Origin of the sequence: Prevotella melaninogenica (genome assembly GCF_018127925.1) — a bacterium.
Lineage (GTDB): Bacteria > Bacteroidota > Bacteroidia > Bacteroidales > Bacteroidaceae > Prevotella > Prevotella melaninogenica_C.
In genome coordinates, this window is record NZ_CP072347.1 from 931,131 (window position 1) to 953,921 (window position 22,791).

At 39.1% G+C, this 22,791-nt stretch carries 16 protein-coding genes; 8 read left to right on the forward strand and 8 right to left on the reverse strand.

The genetic code is table 11. From position 1 onward, the window contains the following. Positions 1 to 87 precede the first annotated feature (87 nt). Positions 88 to 966 carry a glycoside hydrolase family 25 protein gene (locus J4861_RS03460; RefSeq protein ID WP_211815813.1) on the forward strand — a complete coding sequence of 293 codons (879 nt, stop codon included), beginning with the start codon at positions 88 to 90 and terminating at the stop codon, positions 964 to 966. Here J4861_RS03460 and prmA read toward each other — a convergent pair. Next, positions 890 to 1,759, reverse strand: a complete 870-nt coding sequence (gene prmA / locus J4861_RS03465) for a 50S ribosomal protein L11 methyltransferase (protein WP_211815814.1) — start codon at positions 1,757 to 1,759, stop codon at positions 890 to 892. The genes J4861_RS03460 and prmA overlap by 77 nt on opposite strands. 169 nt (positions 1,760 to 1,928) lie before the next feature. On the opposite strand from prmA, the gene J4861_RS03470 reads away from it, so the two are divergent. Continuing rightward, positions 1,929 to 2,975 carry a hypothetical protein gene (locus tag J4861_RS03470; protein WP_211815815.1) on the forward strand — a complete coding sequence of 349 codons (1,047 nt, stop codon included), beginning with the start codon at positions 1,929 to 1,931 and terminating at the stop codon, positions 2,973 to 2,975. A 42-nt stretch (positions 2,976 to 3,017) separates the two neighbouring features. Continuing rightward, entirely contained in the window at positions 3,018 to 4,631 is a 1,614-nt protein-coding gene (locus tag J4861_RS03475) for a hemin receptor (protein WP_211815816.1), read from the forward strand. A gap of 421 nt (positions 4,632 to 5,052) precedes the next feature. On the opposite strand, the gene J4861_RS03480 is transcribed toward J4861_RS03475, so the two are convergent. The 6 genes from J4861_RS03480 to hcp form a co-directional block, all read right to left on the reverse strand. After that, positions 5,053 to 5,250, reverse strand: coding sequence for a hypothetical protein (locus tag J4861_RS03480; protein WP_004359487.1), 198 nt, complete (start codon positions 5,248 to 5,250; stop codon positions 5,053 to 5,055). Positions 5,251 to 5,293: 43 nt separating this feature from the next. Beyond that, a complete protein-coding gene (locus tag J4861_RS03485; protein WP_211815817.1) occupies positions 5,294 to 6,058 on the reverse strand; it encodes a YaaA family protein in 765 nt (254 codons plus the stop codon). Positions 6,059 to 6,205: 147 nt separating this feature from the next. Then, a complete protein-coding gene (locus J4861_RS03490; protein WP_211815818.1) occupies positions 6,206 to 8,320 on the reverse strand; it encodes a prolyl oligopeptidase family serine peptidase in 2,115 nt (704 codons plus the stop codon). Positions 8,321 to 8,427: 107 nt separating this feature from the next. Next, complete coding sequence (locus J4861_RS03495; protein ID WP_211815819.1) at positions 8,428 to 9,630, reverse strand: GDP-L-fucose synthase family protein; 1,203 nt, start codon at positions 9,628 to 9,630, stop codon at positions 8,428 to 8,430. A gap of 129 nt (positions 9,631 to 9,759) precedes the next feature. Continuing rightward, positions 9,760 to 10,851 (reverse strand): GDP-mannose 4,6-dehydratase, encoded by a 1,092-nt coding sequence (gene gmd, locus J4861_RS03500; RefSeq protein WP_211815820.1) that lies wholly within the window; start codon positions 10,849 to 10,851, stop codon positions 9,760 to 9,762. 705 nt (positions 10,852 to 11,556) lie between these two features. Next, complete coding sequence (gene hcp / locus J4861_RS03505; protein WP_211815821.1) at positions 11,557 to 13,209, reverse strand: hydroxylamine reductase; 1,653 nt, start codon at positions 13,207 to 13,209, stop codon at positions 11,557 to 11,559. Positions 13,210 to 13,587: 378 nt separating this feature from the next. Here hcp and J4861_RS03510 point away from each other — a divergent pair, with 378 nt between their 5' ends. Both J4861_RS03510 and J4861_RS03515 read left to right on the forward strand, forming a co-directional pair. Next, on the forward strand, positions 13,588 to 14,046 hold the full coding sequence (locus J4861_RS03510) for a helix-turn-helix domain-containing protein (protein WP_021672175.1): 459 nt from the start codon (positions 13,588 to 13,590) through the stop codon (positions 14,044 to 14,046). Positions 14,047 to 14,057: 11 nt separating this feature from the next. After that, positions 14,058 to 16,049, forward strand: coding sequence for a dipeptidyl-peptidase 3 family protein (locus tag J4861_RS03515; RefSeq protein WP_211815822.1), 1,992 nt, complete (start codon positions 14,058 to 14,060; stop codon positions 16,047 to 16,049). A 473-nt stretch (positions 16,050 to 16,522) separates the two neighbouring features. Here J4861_RS03515 and J4861_RS03520 read toward each other — a convergent pair whose 3' ends face one another. Further along, entirely contained in the window at positions 16,523 to 18,814 is a 2,292-nt protein-coding gene (locus J4861_RS03520) for an NADP-dependent malic enzyme (protein WP_211815823.1), read from the reverse strand. Between the two features lie 123 nt (positions 18,815 to 18,937). Between J4861_RS03520 and J4861_RS03525 the strand changes: the two genes are divergently transcribed. The 3 genes from J4861_RS03525 (at position 18,938) to J4861_RS03535 (ending at position 22,622) form a co-directional block, all read left to right on the forward strand. Further along, the gene (locus J4861_RS03525) at positions 18,938 to 19,573 is read left to right on the forward strand and encodes a TetR/AcrR family transcriptional regulator (protein ID WP_211815824.1); all 636 of its coding nucleotides are present in this window, start codon (positions 18,938 to 18,940) and stop codon (positions 19,571 to 19,573) included. A gap of 70 nt (positions 19,574 to 19,643) precedes the next feature. Continuing rightward, complete coding sequence (locus tag J4861_RS03530) at positions 19,644 to 21,047, forward strand: SGNH/GDSL hydrolase family protein (protein ID WP_211815825.1); 1,404 nt, start codon at positions 19,644 to 19,646, stop codon at positions 21,045 to 21,047. A gap of 57 nt (positions 21,048 to 21,104) precedes the next feature. Beyond that, on the forward strand, positions 21,105 to 22,622 hold the full coding sequence (locus J4861_RS03535; RefSeq protein WP_211815826.1) for an MBOAT family O-acyltransferase: 1,518 nt from the start codon (positions 21,105 to 21,107) through the stop codon (positions 22,620 to 22,622). The last annotated feature ends 169 nt before the right edge of the window (positions 22,623 to 22,791 follow it).

Here is a 22,791-nt window from a genome sequence, read left to right on the forward strand (position 1 = left end):
GAAATTCTTTTCTTCATGAAAAAAAAACTTGAAAGTTCAATATATATAGATGTAAAGTAGAATATAAAATTATCCAAAAGTAAGAAAATGTTTATCTCTAAAGTGCTTCAATCAATACTAAAGACTTGGATTCAGATGCCAAGTTGGATGCGTTGGGCTGGAGGAATGTGTCTTGCAGTAGGGTATAGTATTCTGTTTTACTTCTTTTTTGTATCACCTACAGGTTTTAGATGGCGTGCTATTTATGGTGATCCAGATTATCCTGAAGGTTATACGATTTATGGTATTGATGTAAGTCGTTATCAAGGTACGATTAACTGGAATCGACTTAGAAATGCACTGATAGACCGTTTGCCTATTCGTTTTGTGATTATCAAGTCAACGGAGGGCGATAGTCATATTGATACTAAGTTCCGTGATAACTTCTCCAATGCGAAAGAACATGGTTTTATACGTGGTGTTTATCATTTCTGGAGTAATAAGTCGTCAGCACGTCGGCAGGCTTATTTCTTCCTTGCCATGGTTCATCTGCAGCCGGGAGATTTACCACCTGTGCTTGATGTGGAACATAAACCAAAGAATATCAGTACAGAAGAGTTCCAGCAGAATATTCTGACATGGCTACATATAGTAGAAGATAGGTATCATGTTAAACCTATCATCTATACCTATTATAAGTTTAAAGACCAATACCTTTCTGATTCTCGCTTTGATGATTATCCTTATTGGATAGCTCACTATTATGTTCATCAGATGGAGTACCAAGGTGCTTGGAAATTCTGGCAGCATACCGATGCTGGAAGGCTGCCAGGTATTAAGGGATATGTAGACTTAGACATCTACAATGGTAGCTTCTATGACTTACAGCAACTACTTATACAAGATGATGTTACTGACGTTCAAGTAGTAGGCAACACCAATCGTGATTCAACAAACGTTGATTCTCTTTCAGACCGAGTTCATTAGCTTTTTGAAGGATAGCCTCTGCGTCTTGCTCATAAAATCCACTCAGAATAATCTTTGATTCTGTTGTCATAACGCTGACAAACTCGTCTATATCTTCAAGGATAATGTTACGGTTGATATTTGCTAAGATAACATCAAAGACACCACTCACATGTGACAAGACTCGTCTGTCGCCTTCAAGCACATCTAATTCTACACCATTTAGTTCGGCATTATGCTCAGCATTGCGTACACTCCACTCATCAATGTCATAGCTTACAACTTCTTTTGCACCGCACTTTGCAGCAACAATGCCTAAAATACCTGTTCCACAACCACAATCAAGAACTCTCTTTTCTTTGAGGTCTTGGTTTAGTAGTAATGAAACAATCATCTGTGTTGTCTCATGTGTACCTGTTCCAAATGCTTGTTGTGCATCGATAACAATCTTCATTGGGATTGTCTCAAGCTGAGGATAGTTAGCAATAGCCTCCTCCTCCATGTTCTTACAGATGATAGCACAGCGGTCGTCAATGATGATAGGGTCGAATCCAGCTTTTTCCCATTCCTCATTCCAATTCTTATCCTCAGCTTTAGCAGCTTCGAAAGAAACTTTTACGTCTGGAATTGGAAGGTTCCGTATGATTTCAGTAAGTGTTTCTTCATTGAAAAGATCTTCTTGGCAGTATCCAACGAGTCCGTCTGGTTCGTCTGTGAATGAATCAAATCCAACTTCAGCTGCAAGAGCTGCAATGATGTCTCTTACATCCTGAGAATCAGGTTCTGCCGTAAACTTTACTTGTATATATTTCATCTTGGTGTTAAATTTCTACTGCAAAATTATAAAAAATAGGGAAAAACCTACCATGGATTAGGGAAAATCCGTATATTTGCAAAGAAAGTTATCTTATTTTTGCACTATAAAGATTGTGTACAAACATTATCTTGGTGTTAAAAACAAGTGTAAATTAAAAAAAAGGTATATGAAACGTTCAGTATTACTTTCGGTTTTATTTGGAGCTATGCCATTGCTATCAATGGCGCAAGATGACCTTTATTTTACCCCGTCAAAGGCGGATCAGTCTGCTTATCAACAGAGTAAAGTGGAGGAGGACCGCCCTGTTTATTATAGCGGTATTGGTAAGTCTAATGACGAATACAATCGTCGTGGCAAGTATAATTATAAGAAAATAGGAGTTGACTCTCTTGGAAATGATATCTTTATGTCGCGTATCTCTACGTTGCATGGCGACTCTGTAGTGTTAGATACTATCTATGGAGGTTTCACTCGTCAGTACGAAAGCGATAACGATGACTTTGCTTATAGCCGAAGAATGAGTCGTTTTGATGGATTTTGGGGTGGCTATTATGACCCATGGTTTGCTGGTCGCTCTTCGTTCTATGTAGGATGGGGATGGCGTTCACCTTATTACGGTGGTTGGTATGACAGATGGGATGATCCATGGTCTTATGGTTATTATGGTGGCTATCCTTACTATAGCTATTATGGTGGTTATCCATATTATGGCTACTACGGCGGTTATCCATACTATTATGGTTATGCTGACTATGGTTGGTACAACCCATGGAGCAGATATTATGGCTATTATGGTGGCTATCCTTATTATGGTTATAGAAGAGGTGACTACTATGTTTACAATGGTCATACAGGTACAGCTAATCACTGGGGTAACTCTCCAAGAGACTTTGGTTCTCAAGCAAGGAGTGGTTCCTATGACAACGGACGCTCATCTTTCTCAAATCGTCGTGGCAATGTAAACCAGTATGGTAACAATACATCTCAGAGTAATGATATGAGAAGTTACTATGACCGCTTCGCTGGCGCACGTCAGAATGGTTTTGAGAATCAGACACGCTCTTATTCTCAGCCAGAGCGCTCTACATTCTCACAGCCTTCACCAAGCTCATTTGGTGGTGCAAGAGGTGGTGGTAGCTTCGGTGGCTCATATTCAGGCGGTGGAGGCAGCAGCTCTGGTGGCTCACGCAGTGCCTTCGGTAGTCATAGATAGTATTTGGGATAATGAATGTTTAATTAATAAAGAATATCAGAAATGAAGAGTAAATATATTTTCTTTGCTGTTTCGTTGTTTGCTGCTTTGTCAGCAAATGCACAGGAGACATACGAGAATGCTAAGTTAGCAGGAGAGGACTTGAATGGTACTGCACGCTACGTTGGTATGGGCGGAGCCATGGAAGCCTTGGGTGCTGATATTTCTACTATCGGTTCTAACCCAGCTGGTATCGGTTTGTTCCGTCACAGCAATGTTAGTCTCAGTGCTGGTCTTCTTATGCAATCAGATGGTAAGGAGTTCTCTAATGGTAAGAAGACTAATTTGAGTTTCGACCAGATTGGTGGTGTCTATACTACTCGTACTGGTCAGAAGTCTTTCCTTAACTTTGGTTTCAACTATCATAAGAGTAAGAACTTTGATTATATCCTTAATGCTGCAGGCTCTTTGAATGGAAGTTCACAGAATAAGCAGTCATATATTAAAGGTATACTTGGTGATGAGAACAATGGTGGATTCTATGTTGGTAAGAATAAAGATGGTCAGAATATTGGCTATGTAAATGCTACATCATCGAATGTTGCATACACTTGGAGTCAGATTGATAACCTTTATTGGAATTCATTGATTCCAAGTAGTGCTGGAGTTTTCAACTATGAGAAAGCTACTGGTTATACTTTAGATCGCGCGCATACTGGCTATATTGGTAACTATGACTTTGCTGTGAGTGGAAACCTCAATGACAGGGTTTATCTCGGTTTGACATTCGGTATGAAGGATGTTAATTATAAGGGATACAGTGAGTATCGTGAGAACTTTAATAATAATGGTGGTGTACTTGTTCGTGATGAAAGAAAGGTAACAGGTTCTGGATTTGATATCACAGCAGGTGTTATCGTTCGTCCAGTGGCTGAGTCTCCATTTAGAATTGGTGCATACGTGAAGTCTCCAACATGGTATGACTTGACAACATCGAATGTTACAGGGCTTGTTTACGCTCAGGGTACAACAAGTAAGGATTCTTACATTAGCAACTCATACGATTTCAAGATGTGGACACCATGGAAGTTTGGCTTCTCTCTTGGTCACACCGTTGGTAATTACCTCGCCTTGGGTGCTACATATGAATATGAGAACTATGCTAATATTAATAGCAGAGTTAACAATGGTGGCTATTATGATTATTACTATGATCAGTATTACGAGTCATCAATCCCTGACAAGAATATGAATGCACACACTAAGGAGGTTCTGAAGGGTGTTAGCACATTGAAGTTAGGTATTGAGTACAAGCCTGTAAGCAATGTTGCTTTGCGTATGGGTTATAATTATGTTGGTGCAAAGTATGCGAGTGATGGTCAGAAAGACCCAGGTCTTACTTCTTTAGGTACAGCGTATTCTTCAACAACAGACTACACAAACTGGGGCGAAATAAATCGCTTCACATTAGGTGTTGGTTATCAGGTTAAGAAGTTCAATATAGACTTGGCTTATCAGTATAGTGCACAGAAAGGTTCTTTTGCTCCATTCTCTAATGTAAGAGATGTTACTTACACATCTGGTACTACAAAAATAACGGAGTCTAACATTGCTTCAAACACTGATGTGAAGAATAACAGAAGTCAGTTACTCCTTACATTGGGTTATCGTTTCTAAGAAGAAACTTAGTAAATAATAAAAAGGTAAAAGAGTGCATTTTCTTTTACCTTTTTTGTTATTTTGTCAAAATAAATCCTCGTTAACATTTTTAATAACCATGAATAGCATTCTAATTAAGCCTTAATTGACTTGTTAAAGATGCTCTTTAAGGTGCTAACTAACGCCCTTTTGAAAGCTAATTAAGCACTTTTTCTCGTACTACTTTATAACGTATTGATAACTAAATAGTTATAAGAGTATTGAAAAATGCTTCTATTTCTTGTTTTTTAAACGGAAATATCTGTAAGTTGTGTAAATATATTTCATTACTGAAGATGTTTGGGTTTAAGATGGAATATGCTTATAATAAGCCGTGAGAAACCTCTAATAAACTATCGTATGTCGCCTATGGTTTCCTCTATTACTTATAAATGAGCACTTAGAGTGTTCCAACTTCTGATAGGATTTCAGCTACATCTTCAGGTGTGTTGAATAGGATTCCTTCTTCCAGTTCTTCATCTGATAACTGGTCAAGAAGTTCCTTGGCAGACGATTCATCAAAACGAGCCGTCCCCTTGGCGTTCGTTTTTGCAAGCAAAATACTGAGTATTTGCTGCCGGTATTCTTCGATTGACATTTTTGTACTATTTGGTTTGGTTGGTTGACGACGAAATGTTTGCTTATGTCCTTAATATAAAGTGTGGATGTTCTTCATCTCCATAATCGGGTTGATAGGTGAAACCATCAAGTTCAAAGTCAAGCAAATCATCGTATGATGTCAGCTGGTTGCGTATTATATAACTTGTCATCGCACCACGGCAGCTCTTGGCATAGACATTGATAGCTTTTAGCCGGCTGCCCTGATCCACCATAAAGAAGGGATGTATGACACGTGCTTCTTTCTTCAGCCGCTTCCAATCAAAGAGATGTTTGAACTCTTCTGCGGCAAGATATACAAGAATTCCGTCATCAGCTTTCAAGGTTTTAATGAGCATATCGGTAAGAAGTGGTCTCCAGTAATCAAATATATTCTTTCCTTCTGCTGACGGAAGTTTGGTCTTACCTTCCAGACGGTAGGGATGTATGAGGTCTAACGGTCGTAATAGTCCGTAAAGGAAACTTGGTATCCAGAGGTGTTTGTCCGCATAAAGAAAGTCATTCAGACTGTATTCCTCTGCTTTCAAGTACTTATAAGCCTGACCGTAATAGGCAAGAAGTGCCGGGAGATAAGCATCCTCGTTGAAGAAGTCTTGATAGCGAAGCTTGTTCTCCAATGCTATTTTATCATTACACTTTAATTCTTTTGCAAGATTTTCAACGGAGAGTTCTCCCAGCTCTAATGCCATCTGTCTCGCTTCCTTATGGAAACGAGGCAGGTGTGTATCTGGGGTTTGTACCTTTGTGGTACTTTTCATTATTTTTGCGGATGCTAATAGAATCTGCATTTGATTGGAAACTTAAGAGGTTAAGTATTTTAATTGAATTAAGACAATACTGTTATTCATGAAATATGTTTTGGAGTTTGAGGAGTTATGCTATTGCAAGAAGTTACTTTTTGAACAAAGATATATGAACATAACTCCTCCGAACTCTTAATATTTCAATCCCATATTATAAAGGATAAAGCCGTAGATGTCAGCCTGCTCTTCCAACTGCTTAGACAAAGGCTTACCACTTCCGTGGCCTGCCTTGGTATCAATGCGAATGAGTGTTGGTGTGTTGGCAGCATTGTCAGCCTGCAGGGTAGCTGCAAACTTAAAAGAGTGCGCAGGTACAACACGGTCGTCATGGTCGGCTGTTGTTACCAAAGTTGCTGGATACTTTGTGCCAGGACGAAGATTGTGGAGTGGAGAATAAGCGTGAAGATACTCAAACATCTCCTTTGAATCTTCGCTTGTTCCGTAGTCTGGAGCCCAGTTCCAACCAATAGTAAACTTATGATAGCGCAACATATCCATTACTCCTACCTGTGGAATACATACTTTAAAGAGGTCAGGACGCTGTGTCATGCAAGCTCCTATAAGTAAACCACCATTTGAACCGCCAACAATAGCGAGGTAGTCTTTACTTGTATACTTGTTTTCAATAAGCCACTCACCAGCTGCAATGAAGTCATCAAAAACATTCTGTTTCTGCATCTTCGTACCAGCTATGTGCCAATCCTCACCATACTCACTGCCACCTCGTAGGGATGCTTGAGCATAGATTCCACCATTTTCGATGAAAGGAATACGTACAGAAGAGAAGTAAGGGCTTAAAGCTATGTTGAAACCACCGTAAGCATAGAGGAATACTGGGTTCTTGCCATTGCGCTTCAAACCTTTTTTATAGGTGATAAAGAGAGGTATCTTTGTTCCGTCCTTACTTGGATAAAACACCTGTTCGCAGACATAATCAGACTCCTTGAACTTAACCTTTGGTGCAGCATACACCTTGCTGTTAGCTGTGGCGAGGTCATACTGATAGATGGTGGTTGGTACGGTGAAAGATGAGAAGGAGTAGAATACTTCCTTCCGGTCCTTTTCTCCATAGAAACTTGCGCTGCCCAATGTAGGAAGTATTATCTCAGAGAGTTGCTTTCCATCCATAGAATAAACGTAAGCATGGCTGGAAGCATCTTTCATATAGTTCAGAATCATCTTACCATCAGCAAAGGTAACACCTTCAAGCATGTCCTTAGACTCTGGTACAAGTGTTTTCCACTCATTGAAACCAGGGTGCTTAAGGTCAGTAACCATGAGTCGGTTCTTTGGTGCACCATCGTTTGTAAGGAAGTACATCTTGTCACCAATAGTTTCAACTAAACTATATTGCAAGTCAAGATTTGATGTCATCTGAATGAATTGGCTATTAGGCTGACGGAGATCACGTACGTAGACAATGTTACCTGAGCCTGCACCGCTCTCATATAGGAACATCATGGTTTCTTCTTCATTGACACTTACAGCATAGAAGCGCATTGGATTTGCAGGATTCTGATAGAAGAGAATATCCTCAGACTGTGGAGTACCAATCTTGTGATAGTAGATTTTCTGGATAGAATTTACATTACTGAACTCATGTCCCTTCTGTGGAGCATCGTAAGCACTGTAATAGAATCCGTCACCTTGCCATGATGCGCCAGAAAACTTTGCCCAAGTAATATGGTCATCAAGAAGTTTTCCGGTCTTGACATCCATAACATAGAACTCTTGCCAGTCACTTCCGCTGCGAGAGATAGAGTAGGTTGCATACTTACCGTTGTGTGAAAAGTAGATACCCTTCTGTGCAACGGTTCCGTCTGATGACAATTGGTTAGGGTTAAGGAATACACGTGCGTTCTTCTCATCCCCAAGACGGTCCATGATGTAGAGTACACTTTGGTTCTGCAGACCATCATTTTTGTAGAAAAGCCACTTACCTATAGACTTGATATAGGAAGGAGCCGATACCTTCTCATAGTTCGCCAACTCCTTCATACGATTGAAGAGCTTTGCTCGGAATGGAATACGAGAAAGATACTCCTGTGTAACCTTGTTCTCAGCAGCTACCCATTCAGCGGTAGCTTTGGAACTGTCATTCTCTAATGGACGATAAGGATCGGCAACTTGAACACCAAAATAGGTGTCTACAGTTCCGTCCTTAGGAGCTTGTGGATACGTTAGCTTCTGTGCCATCATGCTTGTAGCAGACAATAATGCTGCGGTTAGTAATACTTGTTTCTTCATATAGTAAAGATTTGAATGAATGTTCGCTGTTTGCGATTGGGTGGACTTATTAGTCAAATTAGGCTTATTGGGCTAACATGCCCAATATGCCCAATCAATGATAAAAATTACTTTAAGCTTTCTTGATACCACTCGTAGAGTTTCTCAACACCATCTTCAATTTCCACTTTGTGCGTCCAACCAAGTCTGTGCAACTTCTCAACATCAATGAGTTTACGTGGTGTACCATTTGGTTTCTCGGCATCCCAGATGATATCTCCTTCAAAGTGAACGGTCTTCTTGACAAGTTCTGCAAGTTCTTTGATAGTAAGTTCCTTACCTGTACCAACATTGATATGACAGTTACGAATCTCTCCTAAAGAAGGGATAGCACCACCACGACCCTCAGAGTTATTGCGGTCAACTGCTCCATCAATCTTTGCGCCGTAGAAAACACTTGAATATTTCTCTATGCCAATGATATCTTTGAAGTCTACATTTAATAAAACGTGGACGCTGGCATCAGCCATATCCTCACTCCAAAGGAATTCGCGCAATGGACTTCCGTCACCCCATAGGGTCACCTTATTATTCTCAATACCATAGAAAGCGAGTGCTTTCAAGATGCGCTCCTCTGTATTCTTGCCATCAACATTACCTTCACCAATCTCCGCACGCAGTTTATCAGTTGGGTTGATAGGACGCTTATCCATATCATTACGTATGGCATCCCAGTTGTTTTCGTGAATAAGTTTCGCAAGATAAATCTTGCGCATCATAGCTGGCATCACATGAGAGTTCTCCAAATGGAAGTTATCATTAGGACCATAGAGGTTTGTTGGCATGACAGCTATGTAATTAGTACCATACTGGAGGTTATAGCTTTCACACATCTTAAGACCTGCTATCTTTGCAATAGCATACTCCTCGTTACTATACTCCAATGGAGAAGTTAGCAAGTAATCCTCGCGCATTGGCTGTGGTGCGTTCTTTGGATAGATACATGTACTTCCAAGGAAGAGAAGTTTCTCTACCTTATGAAGGTAGCTCTGCTCAATAACATTGCATTGCATCTTCATATTCTGCATGATGAAGTCTGCACGATAGAGATAGTTTGCCATAATACCTCCAACGAAAGCAGCAGCAAGGACAACGGCATCAGGTTTCTCTTCATCAAAGAAACGCTTCACAGCCTGCTGATCTGTCAGATCTAATTCTTTATGGCTTCGTCCAACGAGATTTGTATATCCTCGTTGAAGAAGGTTATTCCATATTGCTGAGCCAACTAATCCATTGTGTCCAGCAATGTATATTTTACTATTTTTGTTCATTGCGTGTTTGTTGAATATACGATAAAAAGTAATAATAGCTGATAGTAAGCGATTATTTGGAATCGCCAACTATCAGCATAAGCGGTAATTATCCCTCTCATAAGAGGGGGAGGGAAGGATGAAGCGTTCTTACTTAACGATACCCTTCTCCAAATACTCTTCAAGGTTTGTTCTAACCTTCTCAGCTGCACCCTCAGAAGCAACCTTAGCCATGTCGCTATCTACCATAATGTTGACAAGCTCTTCAAAACTTGTACTGTTAGGATTCCAACCGAGTTTCGCCTTTGCCTTTGTTGGGTCTCCCCAGAGATTGACAACGTCAGTAGGACGATAGAAGTCTGGACTAACCTCAATAAGTACCTTTCCTGTAGCCTTATCAATACCCTTCTCGTCCATGTCCTCACCTTGGAATTCGAGTTCAATACCAACACGCTTAAATGCATAATAGCAGAAATCACGTACGCTATGCTGTACACCAGTAGCAATAACGAAGTCCTCTGGCTTCTCCTGCTGGAGAATCAACCACATACACTCAACGTAATCCTTAGCATAGCCCCAGTCACGAAGAGAGCCAAGATTACCCAAATAGAGTTTTTCCTGCTTGCCCTGCTTGATACGTGCAGCAGCAAGTGTAATCTTGCGAGTAACGAAAGTCTCACCACGACGCTCACTCTCGTGGTTGAAGAGGATACCAGAGCAACAATACATGTTGTAAGCCTCACGATACTCCTTTGTAATCCAGAAGCCATACTGCTTAGCTACAGCGTATGGGCTGTAAGGATGGAATGGGGTGTTTTCGTTTTGTGGAACTTCCTCAACCTTACCATACAACTCAGAAGTAGAAGCCTGATAGATACGACAAGTTTCTGTCATACCCAACTGGCGAACTGATTCTAAGATACGTAATACACCAACAGCATCAACGTCAGCAGTAAATTCAGGAGAATCGAAACTTACCTGTACGTGACTCTGTGCTGCAAGGTTATAAATCTCATCAGGACGCACTTTACTGATTACGCCAAGGATACTCATAGAGTCGCCAAGGTCTGCATAATGCAAGTGGAAGTGTGGACGACCTTCTAAATGAGCAATACGCTCACGGAAATCTACTGATGAACGACGAATAGTACCATGTACATCATAACCTTTTTCGAGTAATAACTCTGCCAAATAGGAACCATCCTGGCCTGTAATACCCGTAATAAGTGCTTTTTTCTCCATTGTATTTCTTTTGAGTTTATAATTTTCTTAATGATAACACAAAGATACAAATTAATATTAATAATTTATCCATTTAAGGATAAGAAACTTCATATTTATATTTAATTTATTTTCAAGTAGATATACAATGCTAATCTTTGTTAGGTCATTATTGATATGATTATTTGCAAATTATAATGTTTTTGTGCTGAATTTTATTTACATTTCCGTTGATATTTTACGTTGATACAAGTCATAAAAGGGGTATTTTACTTAGTTTTGTAACTCTCTTATTTTGAGAGTCTTACATGATTGCATTTGAAAAGCTGCTTAGTTGGCTTCTAAAAGGGCGTTAATAAGACTCCAAAAGAGCACCTTTTGCAAGCCAAAAGGGCGTCTTTTCAATGCCCATAGAGCATATATAAACAAGTTGTGGTTTGAAAAATGTTTACACAAATACTTTTGGTTAGAATCAAATCTGCTATTTCATTCTAATGTGTTTGTTAAATCACTACACTTTTTATGCTTACTAACCTTGATACACTTTATAATAATACGCATTCAAACTTCAACTCAAATGGAGTAATTAGAATACTGTACTCAAACTCTTACTGTAGTATTATTCCATAATATAATCTGTTTAGGCTATAATGATTGATTTGGGTTAAATAAAAAAGTCCACTCTAAAAAGAATGGACTTTTGGTTTTAATAAGTGGTTATTTGGTTTATCCTACCATGTTCTTGAGGTCTTCTTCAACAGATGTGATACCACCAAGGCCGAAGTTCTCAACCAACACTTTCAGAACGTTTGGAGAAACGAAGGCTGGCAATGTAGGACCAATATGAATATTCTTAATGCCGAGGTAGAGTAGGGCAAGCAGAACGATAACTGCTTTCTGCTCATACCATGCAATATTGAACTCGATTGGAAGATCATTGATGTCGTTTGCACCAAAAATCTCTTTCAGCTTCAAGGCAACAACTGCCCATGAATAAGAGTCATTACACTGTCCTGCATCCAATACACGTGGGATTCCATTGATATCGCCAAGGTTCAACTTGTTATATTTGAACTTAGCACAACCACTGGTTAAGATGACAGTATCCTTTGGTAACTGAGCAGCAAACTCTGTATAGTAGTCACGGCTCTTCATACGACCATCACATCCACTCATTACGACAAACTTGCGGATTGCACCACTCTTAACAGCATCAACAACCTGATCAGCCAAAGCAAATACCTGTGCATGAGCAAATCCACCGATAATCTCACCCTGTTCGATAGCTGTTGGAGCCTTACAAGTCTTAGCAATTTCGATTACCTCAGAGAAGTCCTTGTGACCGTTCTCATCAGCAAGGATATGCTTCCAACCTGGGAAACCTGTTGCGTTTGTTGTGAATACGCGGTCCTTATAGCTTGCTTTTGGTGAAGGAGGAACAATACAGTTGGTTGTGAAGACGATAGGACCATTGAATGTTTCAAACTCTTCCTTCTGCTTCCACCATGCATTACCATAGTTTCCAACGAGGTGCTTGTACTTCTTCAACTGTGGATAATAATGAGCTGGGAGCATCTCTCCGTGGGTGTAAACATCTACGCCTGTTCCCTCTGTTTGCTCCAAAAGCTGCTCGATATCCTTCAAGTCATGACCAGAGATAAGAATACCTGGACGGCTACCTGTACCAATATTTACCTTTGTAAGTTCTGGATTACCGTATGCCTGTGTGTTAGCCTTGTCAAGTAATGCCATTGCATCAACACCGAACTTACCTGTTTCCATAACAGTAGACAGCAATGTGTCCATGTCTGCTGCTGGGTTAGAAATGGTAGCAAGTGCCTTTTCCATGAATGCAATAATCTCTTCATTACGCTCATTGAGACGTGATGCGTGCTCATAGTAAGCTGCCATACCCTTCAAACCGAGTACTGTCAACTCCTTCAATGAACGGAGGTCTTCATTCTCTGTACGGAGAACGCTCTCACGATCCCCCTCAGCTTCATAGTCTGCTTTCTCACCACCCCAGTTTACTTCCTGGTAGTTAGGCAATGTTACATTGTTCTCTTTTGCAAGTGCGAGCAACTCACGTTTGATACGTACACCGTTGTCCACCTTATTTAATATAGCCTGATCATCAAAGTTTGCATTGGTGATAGTTGCAAAAAGTGCATCTACAATATAATCACCAACCTCCTGGTTCGTTTTAATACCTGCATTTCGAAGTGAGTCTGAAATCGTAGCTACACCTCTTACAACACCAAGTAACAAATCTTGCCAACGGCTTGTCTCAGCTTTTTTACCGCAAACACCTTGAATGGTACATCCTGTACCCTTTGCTGTTTCCTGACATTGGAAACAGAACATTTTGTTCTCTGCCATGTTTTTTGTTTTATATATTATTTCTATAATGTTATTATGGGTGCAAAATTATAGATAAAAAAAAGCCAAAAAGGTAACATATGTGACGGTTAAGGGTTAAAAAATAATAAATCTAACTATGCGATGTTTTTTATCTATAATATCACTTTGATGTAAAGAAGAGCGTAAAAGATAAAAATCGGAAACGCTTTGTATAAAAAGATGTTAAGGTGATGTTTGTAAATATTTTCTACATGTATATATTGGAATGTAATAAAATATTTGCGAAATTTAATAACTAATAGATATTAAAAAACTTGCCATAAACTTGACATTCTTAATTAAATATGTTATATTTGCAGTGTAATAACAGAATAGGTAACTAAAAATACACGGATTATGGCTAAGTACAATTTAATAGAAAAAAAAGAGAAGGTAGCTGCCTACCGTAGTTTGGTCAGTCCGCAATTAATGGATGAGTTAAAGGAGAAGATTCTTAATATCATTCTTATTCAGCAGCGTTACAAAGACAAGAATTATTCTGCCAAGCAACTTGCTGAGGACTTAGGAACTAATACGCGCTACATCTCGGCTGTAGTTAATGTGCGATTCCACATGAACTACACGTCATTTGTTAACAAATTCCGAATAGAGGAAGCAATGGCTCTTTTGGTTGATAAGCGTTATCAAGAACTGAATATGGAAGATATCAGTGATATGGTGGGCTTCTCTAATAGGCAGTCTTTCTATGCTTCTTTCTACAAATTAAATGGTGTCACACCTCGTGACTACAGAATGCGCCATTTGGCACAACCCTCTTCAGAAGAAGTGCGTTTGAAAAAACCACTTAAGAAATGATTTAAAACAAAATGATAGAATCGATAGGAGAAGAAACTTTTAACTTTCAGGATGAACGGTTTGCCGATATACAAATGTTACGATATCGGCTTCCGGATTTCGAATCACTGACAATTCGGCAAAAACAGCTAATTTATTGCTTGTCAGAAGCAACACTATTTGGACGTGATATAACGTTTGACCAATTTGGCAAATACAACCTCCGTATTAGAAAAACTTTAGAGGCTGTCTATTTGAACTACAATGGTGATAGGTTAGAACATAATTTTCGTGCTTTAGAAGAATATCTGAAGCACGTTTGGTTTGCTAGTGGTATTTATCATCATTATGCTTGTGACAAATTCTCACCTTTATTTTCGGAAGACTTTTTTTGCAATGAAGTCTTAGCAATTGATTCTAAGTTGCTTCCACTTAATGAAGGAGAGAGTGTTACTTCTTTACTTAATGAATTGTGTCCAGTAATCTTTGATCCAACGATTCTTCCCAAGCGAGTTGATAAGTCAGATGGTAAAGATATTGTACGCTCTTCTGCTTGCAATTATTATGACGGAGTTTCGCAGCATGAAGTTGAAGAATTCTATGCTAAGTTAAAGAAAGATGGTCCAACAAATGAAGCTCCATCCTATGGATTAAATTCTACTCTTGTAAAAGAAGGCGATTCTATCCGTGAGGATGTATGGAAGATTGATGGCAAATATGGTGCAGCAATCGAAAAGATTGTATATTGGTTGAATCGTGCAAAAGAGTTTGTAGAAAACAATCAGCAACTTCATGTTATAAATCTGTTGATTCGCTATTATGAGACAGGTGACCTTCATGATTTTGATATCTACTCTATTGAGTGGTTACGTGAGCAAGAAGGTAGAATAGACTTTATTAATGGTTTTATAGAAGTTTATGGTGACCCAATGGGATTGAAAGGTTCTTGGGAAGGCATAGTCGAATATAAAGACCTTGAAGCAACTCATCGTACGCAGGCTATATCAGCTAACGCACAATGGTTTGAAGACCATTCGCCTGTTGCTCCTCAGTTTCGTAAGGCTATTGTGAAAGGTGTCACAGCCAATGTTATATGTGCAGCAATGTTAGGAGGAGACGAATATCCTGCTTCTGCTATTGGAATTAATTTACCAAATGCAGACTGGATTCGTGCAGAACATGGCTCAAAGAGTGTTACGATTTCTAATCTTACTCATGCATATGATATGGCTGCTAAGGGTAACGGATTTCGTGAGGAGTTTGTTATTGATGCTGACACTTGTAAGTTGGTGGACTTATATGCGGATAAAACAGATAATCTTCATACTGACCTTCATGAGTGTTTAGGTCATGGTAGTGGACGATTATTGCCTGGGACAGACCCTGATGCGCTGAAGAATTATGGTAATACAATTGAAGAAGCACGTGCTGACCTCTTTGGATTATATTATATAGCTGATCAGAAACTTTTAGAACTTGGACTTTTAGACAGTAAAGAGGCATACAAGGCACAGTATTACAGCTATATGATGAATGGTCTACTCACACAGCAAGTTCGCATAAAACCAGGAAAGCAGATAGAAGAGTCGCATATGCAGAATCGTGCACTTATTGCACAATGGGCAATGGAGTTAGGCAAAGAGAATAATGTTGTAGAACTTATTACTTGTGCGGACAAAATCACAAGTGAATCTAAAACATATGTTCGCATTAACGATTATGATGCTTTACGCAACATTTTTGCTTATCAACTCGCTGAGATACAGCGTATAAAGAGTGAAGGTGACTTTGAGGCTGCACGAATGTTAGTAGAGAAGTATGCTATTAATCTTGACCCAGTACTTCATGCAGAAGTTCTTCGTAGGTATGAGGGTTTGAATATTGCACCTTATAAAGGATTCATCAATCCTATTCTGAAACCAGTTTATAATGAACTTGGTGAGATGATAGATGTTGTTGTTGATTATTTAGAGTCATACACAGAACAAATGCTACGTTACTCTCGAGATTATCAAACTCTTTAATGGAATAGAGTGTGTTTATATTCTACTATATGAATGCAATAATATAAAGCTATTCCCGATAAAGGTAAACAAGTTAGAAAATAAAAGCAGGATGCCAAGTGGTATCCTGCTTTTATTATTTAAATATACTGTTCTGTAAATATTGTCCACATGAAAATAGTGCTCTATTATATATCATAATGAACCTCTTATTTTACTTTTAGTTGATGTATTTATGTTCGTCATAAGTCGTGTTGAGGGTCAACACGTATTGTGTTGTTGGTAAACACCAATGGTGCGAAGTACTAAATACATTTCAACTTGCTAACAAAGTTGAATCAACTTTATGTTAGGAAAAAGCTACACTACCATAAGCAAGCAAAGTTTACTTGATGAGTTGATCTACTCTTTCAATGATAATACAATATCATCCATTTAAAAGAAACTCCTCATGAAAGCTATGCTATTTTACTTTTACTGAACAGTACTATTACTTATAATGCGTTCTTTTTTACTTTCTCCACATAAGCATCAATAGCCGCAACGGCTGTGATGTTCACAATGTCACGTACAGAGCACTCGAAATCAGTGAAGTGAATTGGCTTATTAAGACCCATCTGAATAGGACCAATAACCTCTGCTTCAGGACTCAATGCCTGCAAAAGTTTATAACCACTATTGGCAGAAGACAAGTCAGGGAAGATGAGCGTGTTAACATCTAATCCTTTCAAACGAGTGAATGGGAACTTCTCATCACGTAGTTCTTTATTTAATGCAAAGTTAACCTGCATCTCACCGTCAATTGCCATGTCAGGATACTCCTTTTGCATTTTTTCAACAGCAGTATGTACCTTTAATGGAGAACCTTCCTTATCAGAACCAAAGTTAGAGTAGGAGAGCATTGCGATAGCAGCCTTATCATTGAAGAAGCTAACAGAGTTAGCAGCTAACTTTGCAATGTCAGCCAACACTTCAGCGTCAGGATGACGATTAATAAGTGTGTCTGCTATGTAGAATACACCCTTCTTCGTATTCAGAATATGCATAGTACCAAAGTGTTTGTACTCTGGACGAATACCAATAACATCCTTTGCTACCTTAATCGTATTGCTATATTTGGTATATAGACCCGTGATAAACGCATCAGCATCACCATTCTCAACCATTGACATACCGAAATAGTTGCGCTCATACATCTTATCATATGCTTCCTCAAAAGTATAACCCTCACGTGCACGCTTCTCTGCTAAGTGCTTTGCATAAGTAGCACGACGTCCCTGCTCCTTATCCGCACGCATGTCAACAATTTCAATATCTGAGATATCAAGCTTCAAACGGTTGGCAACACGATTTAGACGGTCAGGATTTCCTAATAAGATAGGAACACAGATTCCCTCTTGCTTAGCTTGTACAGCAGCTTTCATCATAGTCTGGTGACCGCCTTCAGCAAATACAATACGTTGTGGATGCTGTGCAGCAGTGGAGTGAAGAGTATGTGTCAATTTTGTTTCCTGACCTAACATTTGAAGCAGGTGTTGCTTGTAAGCCTTGAAATCCTTGATAGGAGTGCGTGCTACACCGCTGTCCATAGCAGCCTTAGCAACAGCTGCACTAACTTCAGTAATCAGTCGTGGGTCAACTGGTTTTGGGATAAAGTATTTAGGACCGAATGTAAGGTCATTTACATGATAAACCTGATTAACAACGTCTGGTACTGTCTGTTTAGCCAAGTCAGCAATAGCATGGACAGCAGCCATCTTCATTTCCTCATTGATAGCCTTAGCATGAACATCCAATGCACCACGGAAAATGTATGGGAAACCAATCACATTATTAATCTGGTTAGGATAGTCTGAACGGCCAGTTGACATGATTACGTCTGGACGTGCTGCAATAGCATCATCGTATGATATCTCAGGAACAGGATTAGCCAAAGCAAAGACGATAGGATTCTCATTCATTGAACGGATCATATCCTGTGTAAGAATATTACCCTTTGATAATCCAACAAATACGTCAGCCCCCTTAATAGCTTCCTCCAAAGTGTGAACATCTCGACGGTCAGTAGCGAAGAGAGCCTTCTGTGGTGTAAGGTTCTTTAAATCAGAAGTGATAACACCCTTTGAATCGAGCATTACAATATTCTCTTTCTTTAGACCTAAAGCCATATACAGCTTAGTACATGAAATAGCTGCAGCACCTGCACCATTAACAACTAACTTCACATCAGCAATGTTCTTGTCAGCTACCTCCAGTGCATTCTTCAAACCAGCAGCAGAGATGATAGCAGTTCCGTGCTGGTCATCATGCATAACAGGAATGTCAAGTGTCTTCTTTAGACGCTCCTCAATAGCAAAGCATTCAGGTGCCTTGATATCCTCAAGATTGATACCACCAAAGGTTGGAGCAATCTTTTCTACAGCTTCACAAAACTTTTCAGGGTCCTGTTCGTCTACTTCTATGTCGAAAACATCAATACCACCATATATCTTAAACAGTAAACCCTTACCTTCCATTACAGGCTTACCACTCATAGCACCGATGTTACCCAATCCTAAAACGGCAGTTCCATTACTGATAACTGCAACCAAATTTCCTTTGTCGGTGTATTTATATACGTCGTCTGGATTTTGTTGAATTTCTAAGCATGGGTATGCTACGCCAGGCGAATATGCCAGACTAAGATCTGTCTGTGTACTATAAGGTTTTGTAGGCGTTACTTCAATTTTGCCAGGACGGCCGTTGTTATGATATTCCAAAGCGGCTTCTTTTGTTACCTTGACCATAGTTAATCTTTTACTTTTAATATTACAAAAATGTATATTTGACTTACAAAGTTAGTAAAATCCACTCTAAAACAGATGTCATTATGAAAGTTTTTTGTAATTTTGTCGCAAAAATAAAGTTTAATGTATAATACAGCTACAGAAACCACTTATCGGCAGGAACTTAAAGAGAAGATTCTCATTACTGCCATAAACCTTTTCCATAAACATGGAATAAGGAGTGTTAAGATGGATGATATTGCCAATGAACTTAAAATATCAAAGCGTACACTCTATGAAATATACAGCAATAAGGAAGAATTGCTGTTAGAAGTCGTGCGACGTGATAAGCAAAGAGAGAAACGACGGATGGACGAGATAGGCAGAACTGGATCGAACGTAATAAATATAATTATAGAAATCAGCCGTTTCCGCTTAGAAGAGTTTAGTCAGATTAACCCTCTCTTCTTTGAAGAAATACATAAATATCCAGAGTTATTGGCTTATGTCCGTAGGTTGCATGATGAAAGAGAATCCGATGCTCATGCTTTTATACAGCGTGGTATAGATGAAGGCTTGTTCCTTCCTAATTTAAATTATGATATCGTACGTACAATGACAGTTACTTTACAGAATGCTATTATGAATCAATATCTTTATAAGAAATACGATATAAAGGAACTGGCACATGTTAGTATATTATTCTTTATACGCGCTTATTGCACAATGAAAGGTGTTAAGATGTTGGATGAAGAACTAAATTCTCTTCCCTTGTCTTAAAGTGAATAATCAGCATACTATGTTTTTTGCATTTCAAAAGTGATGCATTTAGGTAAAAGATAATTAGTAAATGAAAGATAATACATATAAGACATTGCTGCTAACATTATTAGTAGCATTGTTTCTTTTTCTGCTTCATTTTCTTCCTACCTTCAAGATAGGAGATGCGAAGCTCCGAGAGATAGACATTCTGAGTGATCTTGCACAAAAGAAAAAAGTACTTGAAGACGTTATTCCTTCTCCAAAGAAACCTTCAGCTATTGTTGCTTACGATAAAGATGGAAAGGTTATAGATTTTAAGGAGGAATGGCCTAAGGGTACAGAGCGTATCGTTGATTATTCTGCAGGTAAACCTGGTGGACTTGATCATTTCTATAGTCAACTTAATATGTTGGCTCAGAAGCAAGCAGTTGGTCGTCCTGTTCGTATTGCCTATTTTGGTGATTCATATATAGAAGGAGACATCTTATTAGCTGATTTACGTGAAGACCTTCAGAAGCTGTATGGTGGTTATGGCGTAGGTTGGATAGATGCTGGTAATGATCTTGACCAATACAAGCATACAGTGGATAATAAATTCACGGGACTTACCGAACATATGGTTAAGAAGCCAGCAAGTTATGATGTTAATCAAGCAGGTATTGCGGAGCGTTATTATACAATGAATGGACAAGCTACTATGTCTTATGCTCCTTTTTCATTGTCTCATGACTACAGTCGCACTGAAAAATGGGCAAGCACATGGCTTTATCTTCGTTCAAAGGGAGGTGCAAACGTAACCTTTGAGATTGATGGTGGTAAGACAAGTACGCAGCGTGTCAATCCGTCGTCAGCAGTACAAGCTGTAAAGATGGATGGTGTTACTTCTCATGCAACAATAAAGGTGAATGGTTCTAATACTGTTCTCTTTGGTACATCACAAGAGGGACGCGAAGGAATTGTTGTTGACAACTTCAGTATGCGTGGCTCTTCTGGAACATCATTGGCAAAACTTCCAGAACAGATGTTGAAGGAATTTGCTCTTGTTCGTCCGTATGATCTTATCGTATTTCAGTTTGGTGTCAATGCTGTAGATGCAGAGACAACTCCTGAGCGATTGAAGAAGTATATGGCTGACATGAAGCTTGTTGTAGATCTCTTCCACAAGTGTTTCCCTGAAACGAGCATTCTTATTGTTAGTAGTCCTGACCGTGGCTCAAAGACTTCACCTGATGGTACAATGAAGGGAGTTGAGATGTTGGTGGGCTATCAAGAACAACTTGCTGCCGATAGCCATGTCGGCTTCTATAATCTTTTCCGTGCTATGGGTGGTCCAGGTACGATGATGCGCATCGTAGACGAACAGAGTATGGGTACAAAGGATTATGTACACATTAATTATAAAGGTGGTAAATATGTCAGTCAGCGTATTTTCAAGTCTATTGTAGCAGGACAAAAGAATTATACAAGACGTGAGAAATTAGTTGAAGAGTAAGTATTTATTAGTACAACATAGAAACAGATGGATTTAAGTAATTTGTTTAGCCAATTCATGGCTATATTAAAAATCTTCCTACAGAATATAGAGTCATATGTCTCAGGCCTTGATTTTACAAAGGTAGCTGATATCTTGCTCTATAATTCACGCGAACCGCTCCTTTTCTCATCAGGTGCATTCCTTTTTATCTTCCTTGTCTTTATGATAGGTTATTACTGTCTGCGAAACAAGGTTGATGCAAGACTTCTCTTTGTGACGCTCTTCTCTTATTATTTCTTTTATAAGAGTAGTAGCTTCTATTTTCTATTGTTACTTATCGTAACAGTCAGCGACTTCTATATTGCAAGACGTGTTGCTAAGGGAAAGCATCCTAAGTTGTGGTTGGCTTTGACACTGTTGATAGACCTTGGACTGTTGGCTTACTTTAAGTATACTAACTTCTTTGCTGGAATGGTAACGCAGATGATAGGTGGAAACTTCCAGCCTTGGGATATCTTCTTGCCAGTAGGAATTAGCTTTTACACCTTTAAGACAATTTCATACGTCGTAGACGTATACAGAAAGAAGACTGAACCAATGGAGTCACTTCTTGACTATGCGTTCTACGTCAGCTTCTTCCCAACACTTCTCGCTGGTCCGATAACGCGTGCAACAGACTTTGGTCCACAGATTCGCAAACCATTACATATCAGCCGTGAGATGTTTGCTCAGGGAGTATTCTTTATTGTCATAGGTCTCTTTAAGAAAGCGGTTATCTCTGATTATATCTCACAAAACTTTGTAGATCGTATCTTTGATAACCCAACGCTCTTCTCTGGTGGCGAGGTTCTTCTTGGTCTTTATGGCTACTGTATTCAGATTTACTGCGACTTCTCTGGCTATTCTGATATGGCAATTGGTATTGCATTACTGCTTGGATTTAAGATTCCAATGAACTTCAATGCACCGCTTACAGCCGATTCCATGACTGATTTCTGGCGTCGTTGGCATATTTCGCTTTCAACTTGGATTCGTGATTATGTCTATATCTCACTTGGTGGAAACAAGAAGGGAACACTTCGTATGTATTTCAATCAGATGGTAGCTATGACTGCCTGCGGTCTTTGGCACGGAGCTTCGTTGAACTTCATTGTCTGGGGTGTCTTGCATGGTGCATTGGTTTGTGTACATAAGTTCTGGTCTCAGACTGTTTTGAAGCACGATCGTCGTTATCATCCATCTGGTCTTCGTCGGTTTATTTCAGTATTTATTACTTTCCACGTTCTCTGTTTCACATGGTTGTTCTTCCGTTGCAAGGACTTTGATGCAGTGTGGGTTATGGTAAAGCAAATGTTTACGAAGTTCAATCCTTCCGTACTTCCTGACGTCTTCATGGGGTATAAGTATGTATTCTTACTGATGATATTTGCGCTTCTTACGCATTGGATTCCAGACTCATGGCAAAACCGTTGTGTTCGTATCTTAGAGAAGGGTGGTGTCTTACTCTCTGCAATTGCAATTACGATTGTTATCTTTATTATTATGCAGGTAAAGAGTTCTGATATACAGCCATTTATTTACTTCCAGTTCTAATTGGCTCTTGATATAAAAGACAGCGCATAGGGTTAAACTAAATGTTAGATTAACTGTATGCGCTGTTTTATTTGCTTCTTATAATCTACGTTGATAGCTGTCTTTGCCTTGCAAAAAATACTTACAAAAAGCTGAGTAAATATGCTTTAAATAAGCAAAATAAAAGTCT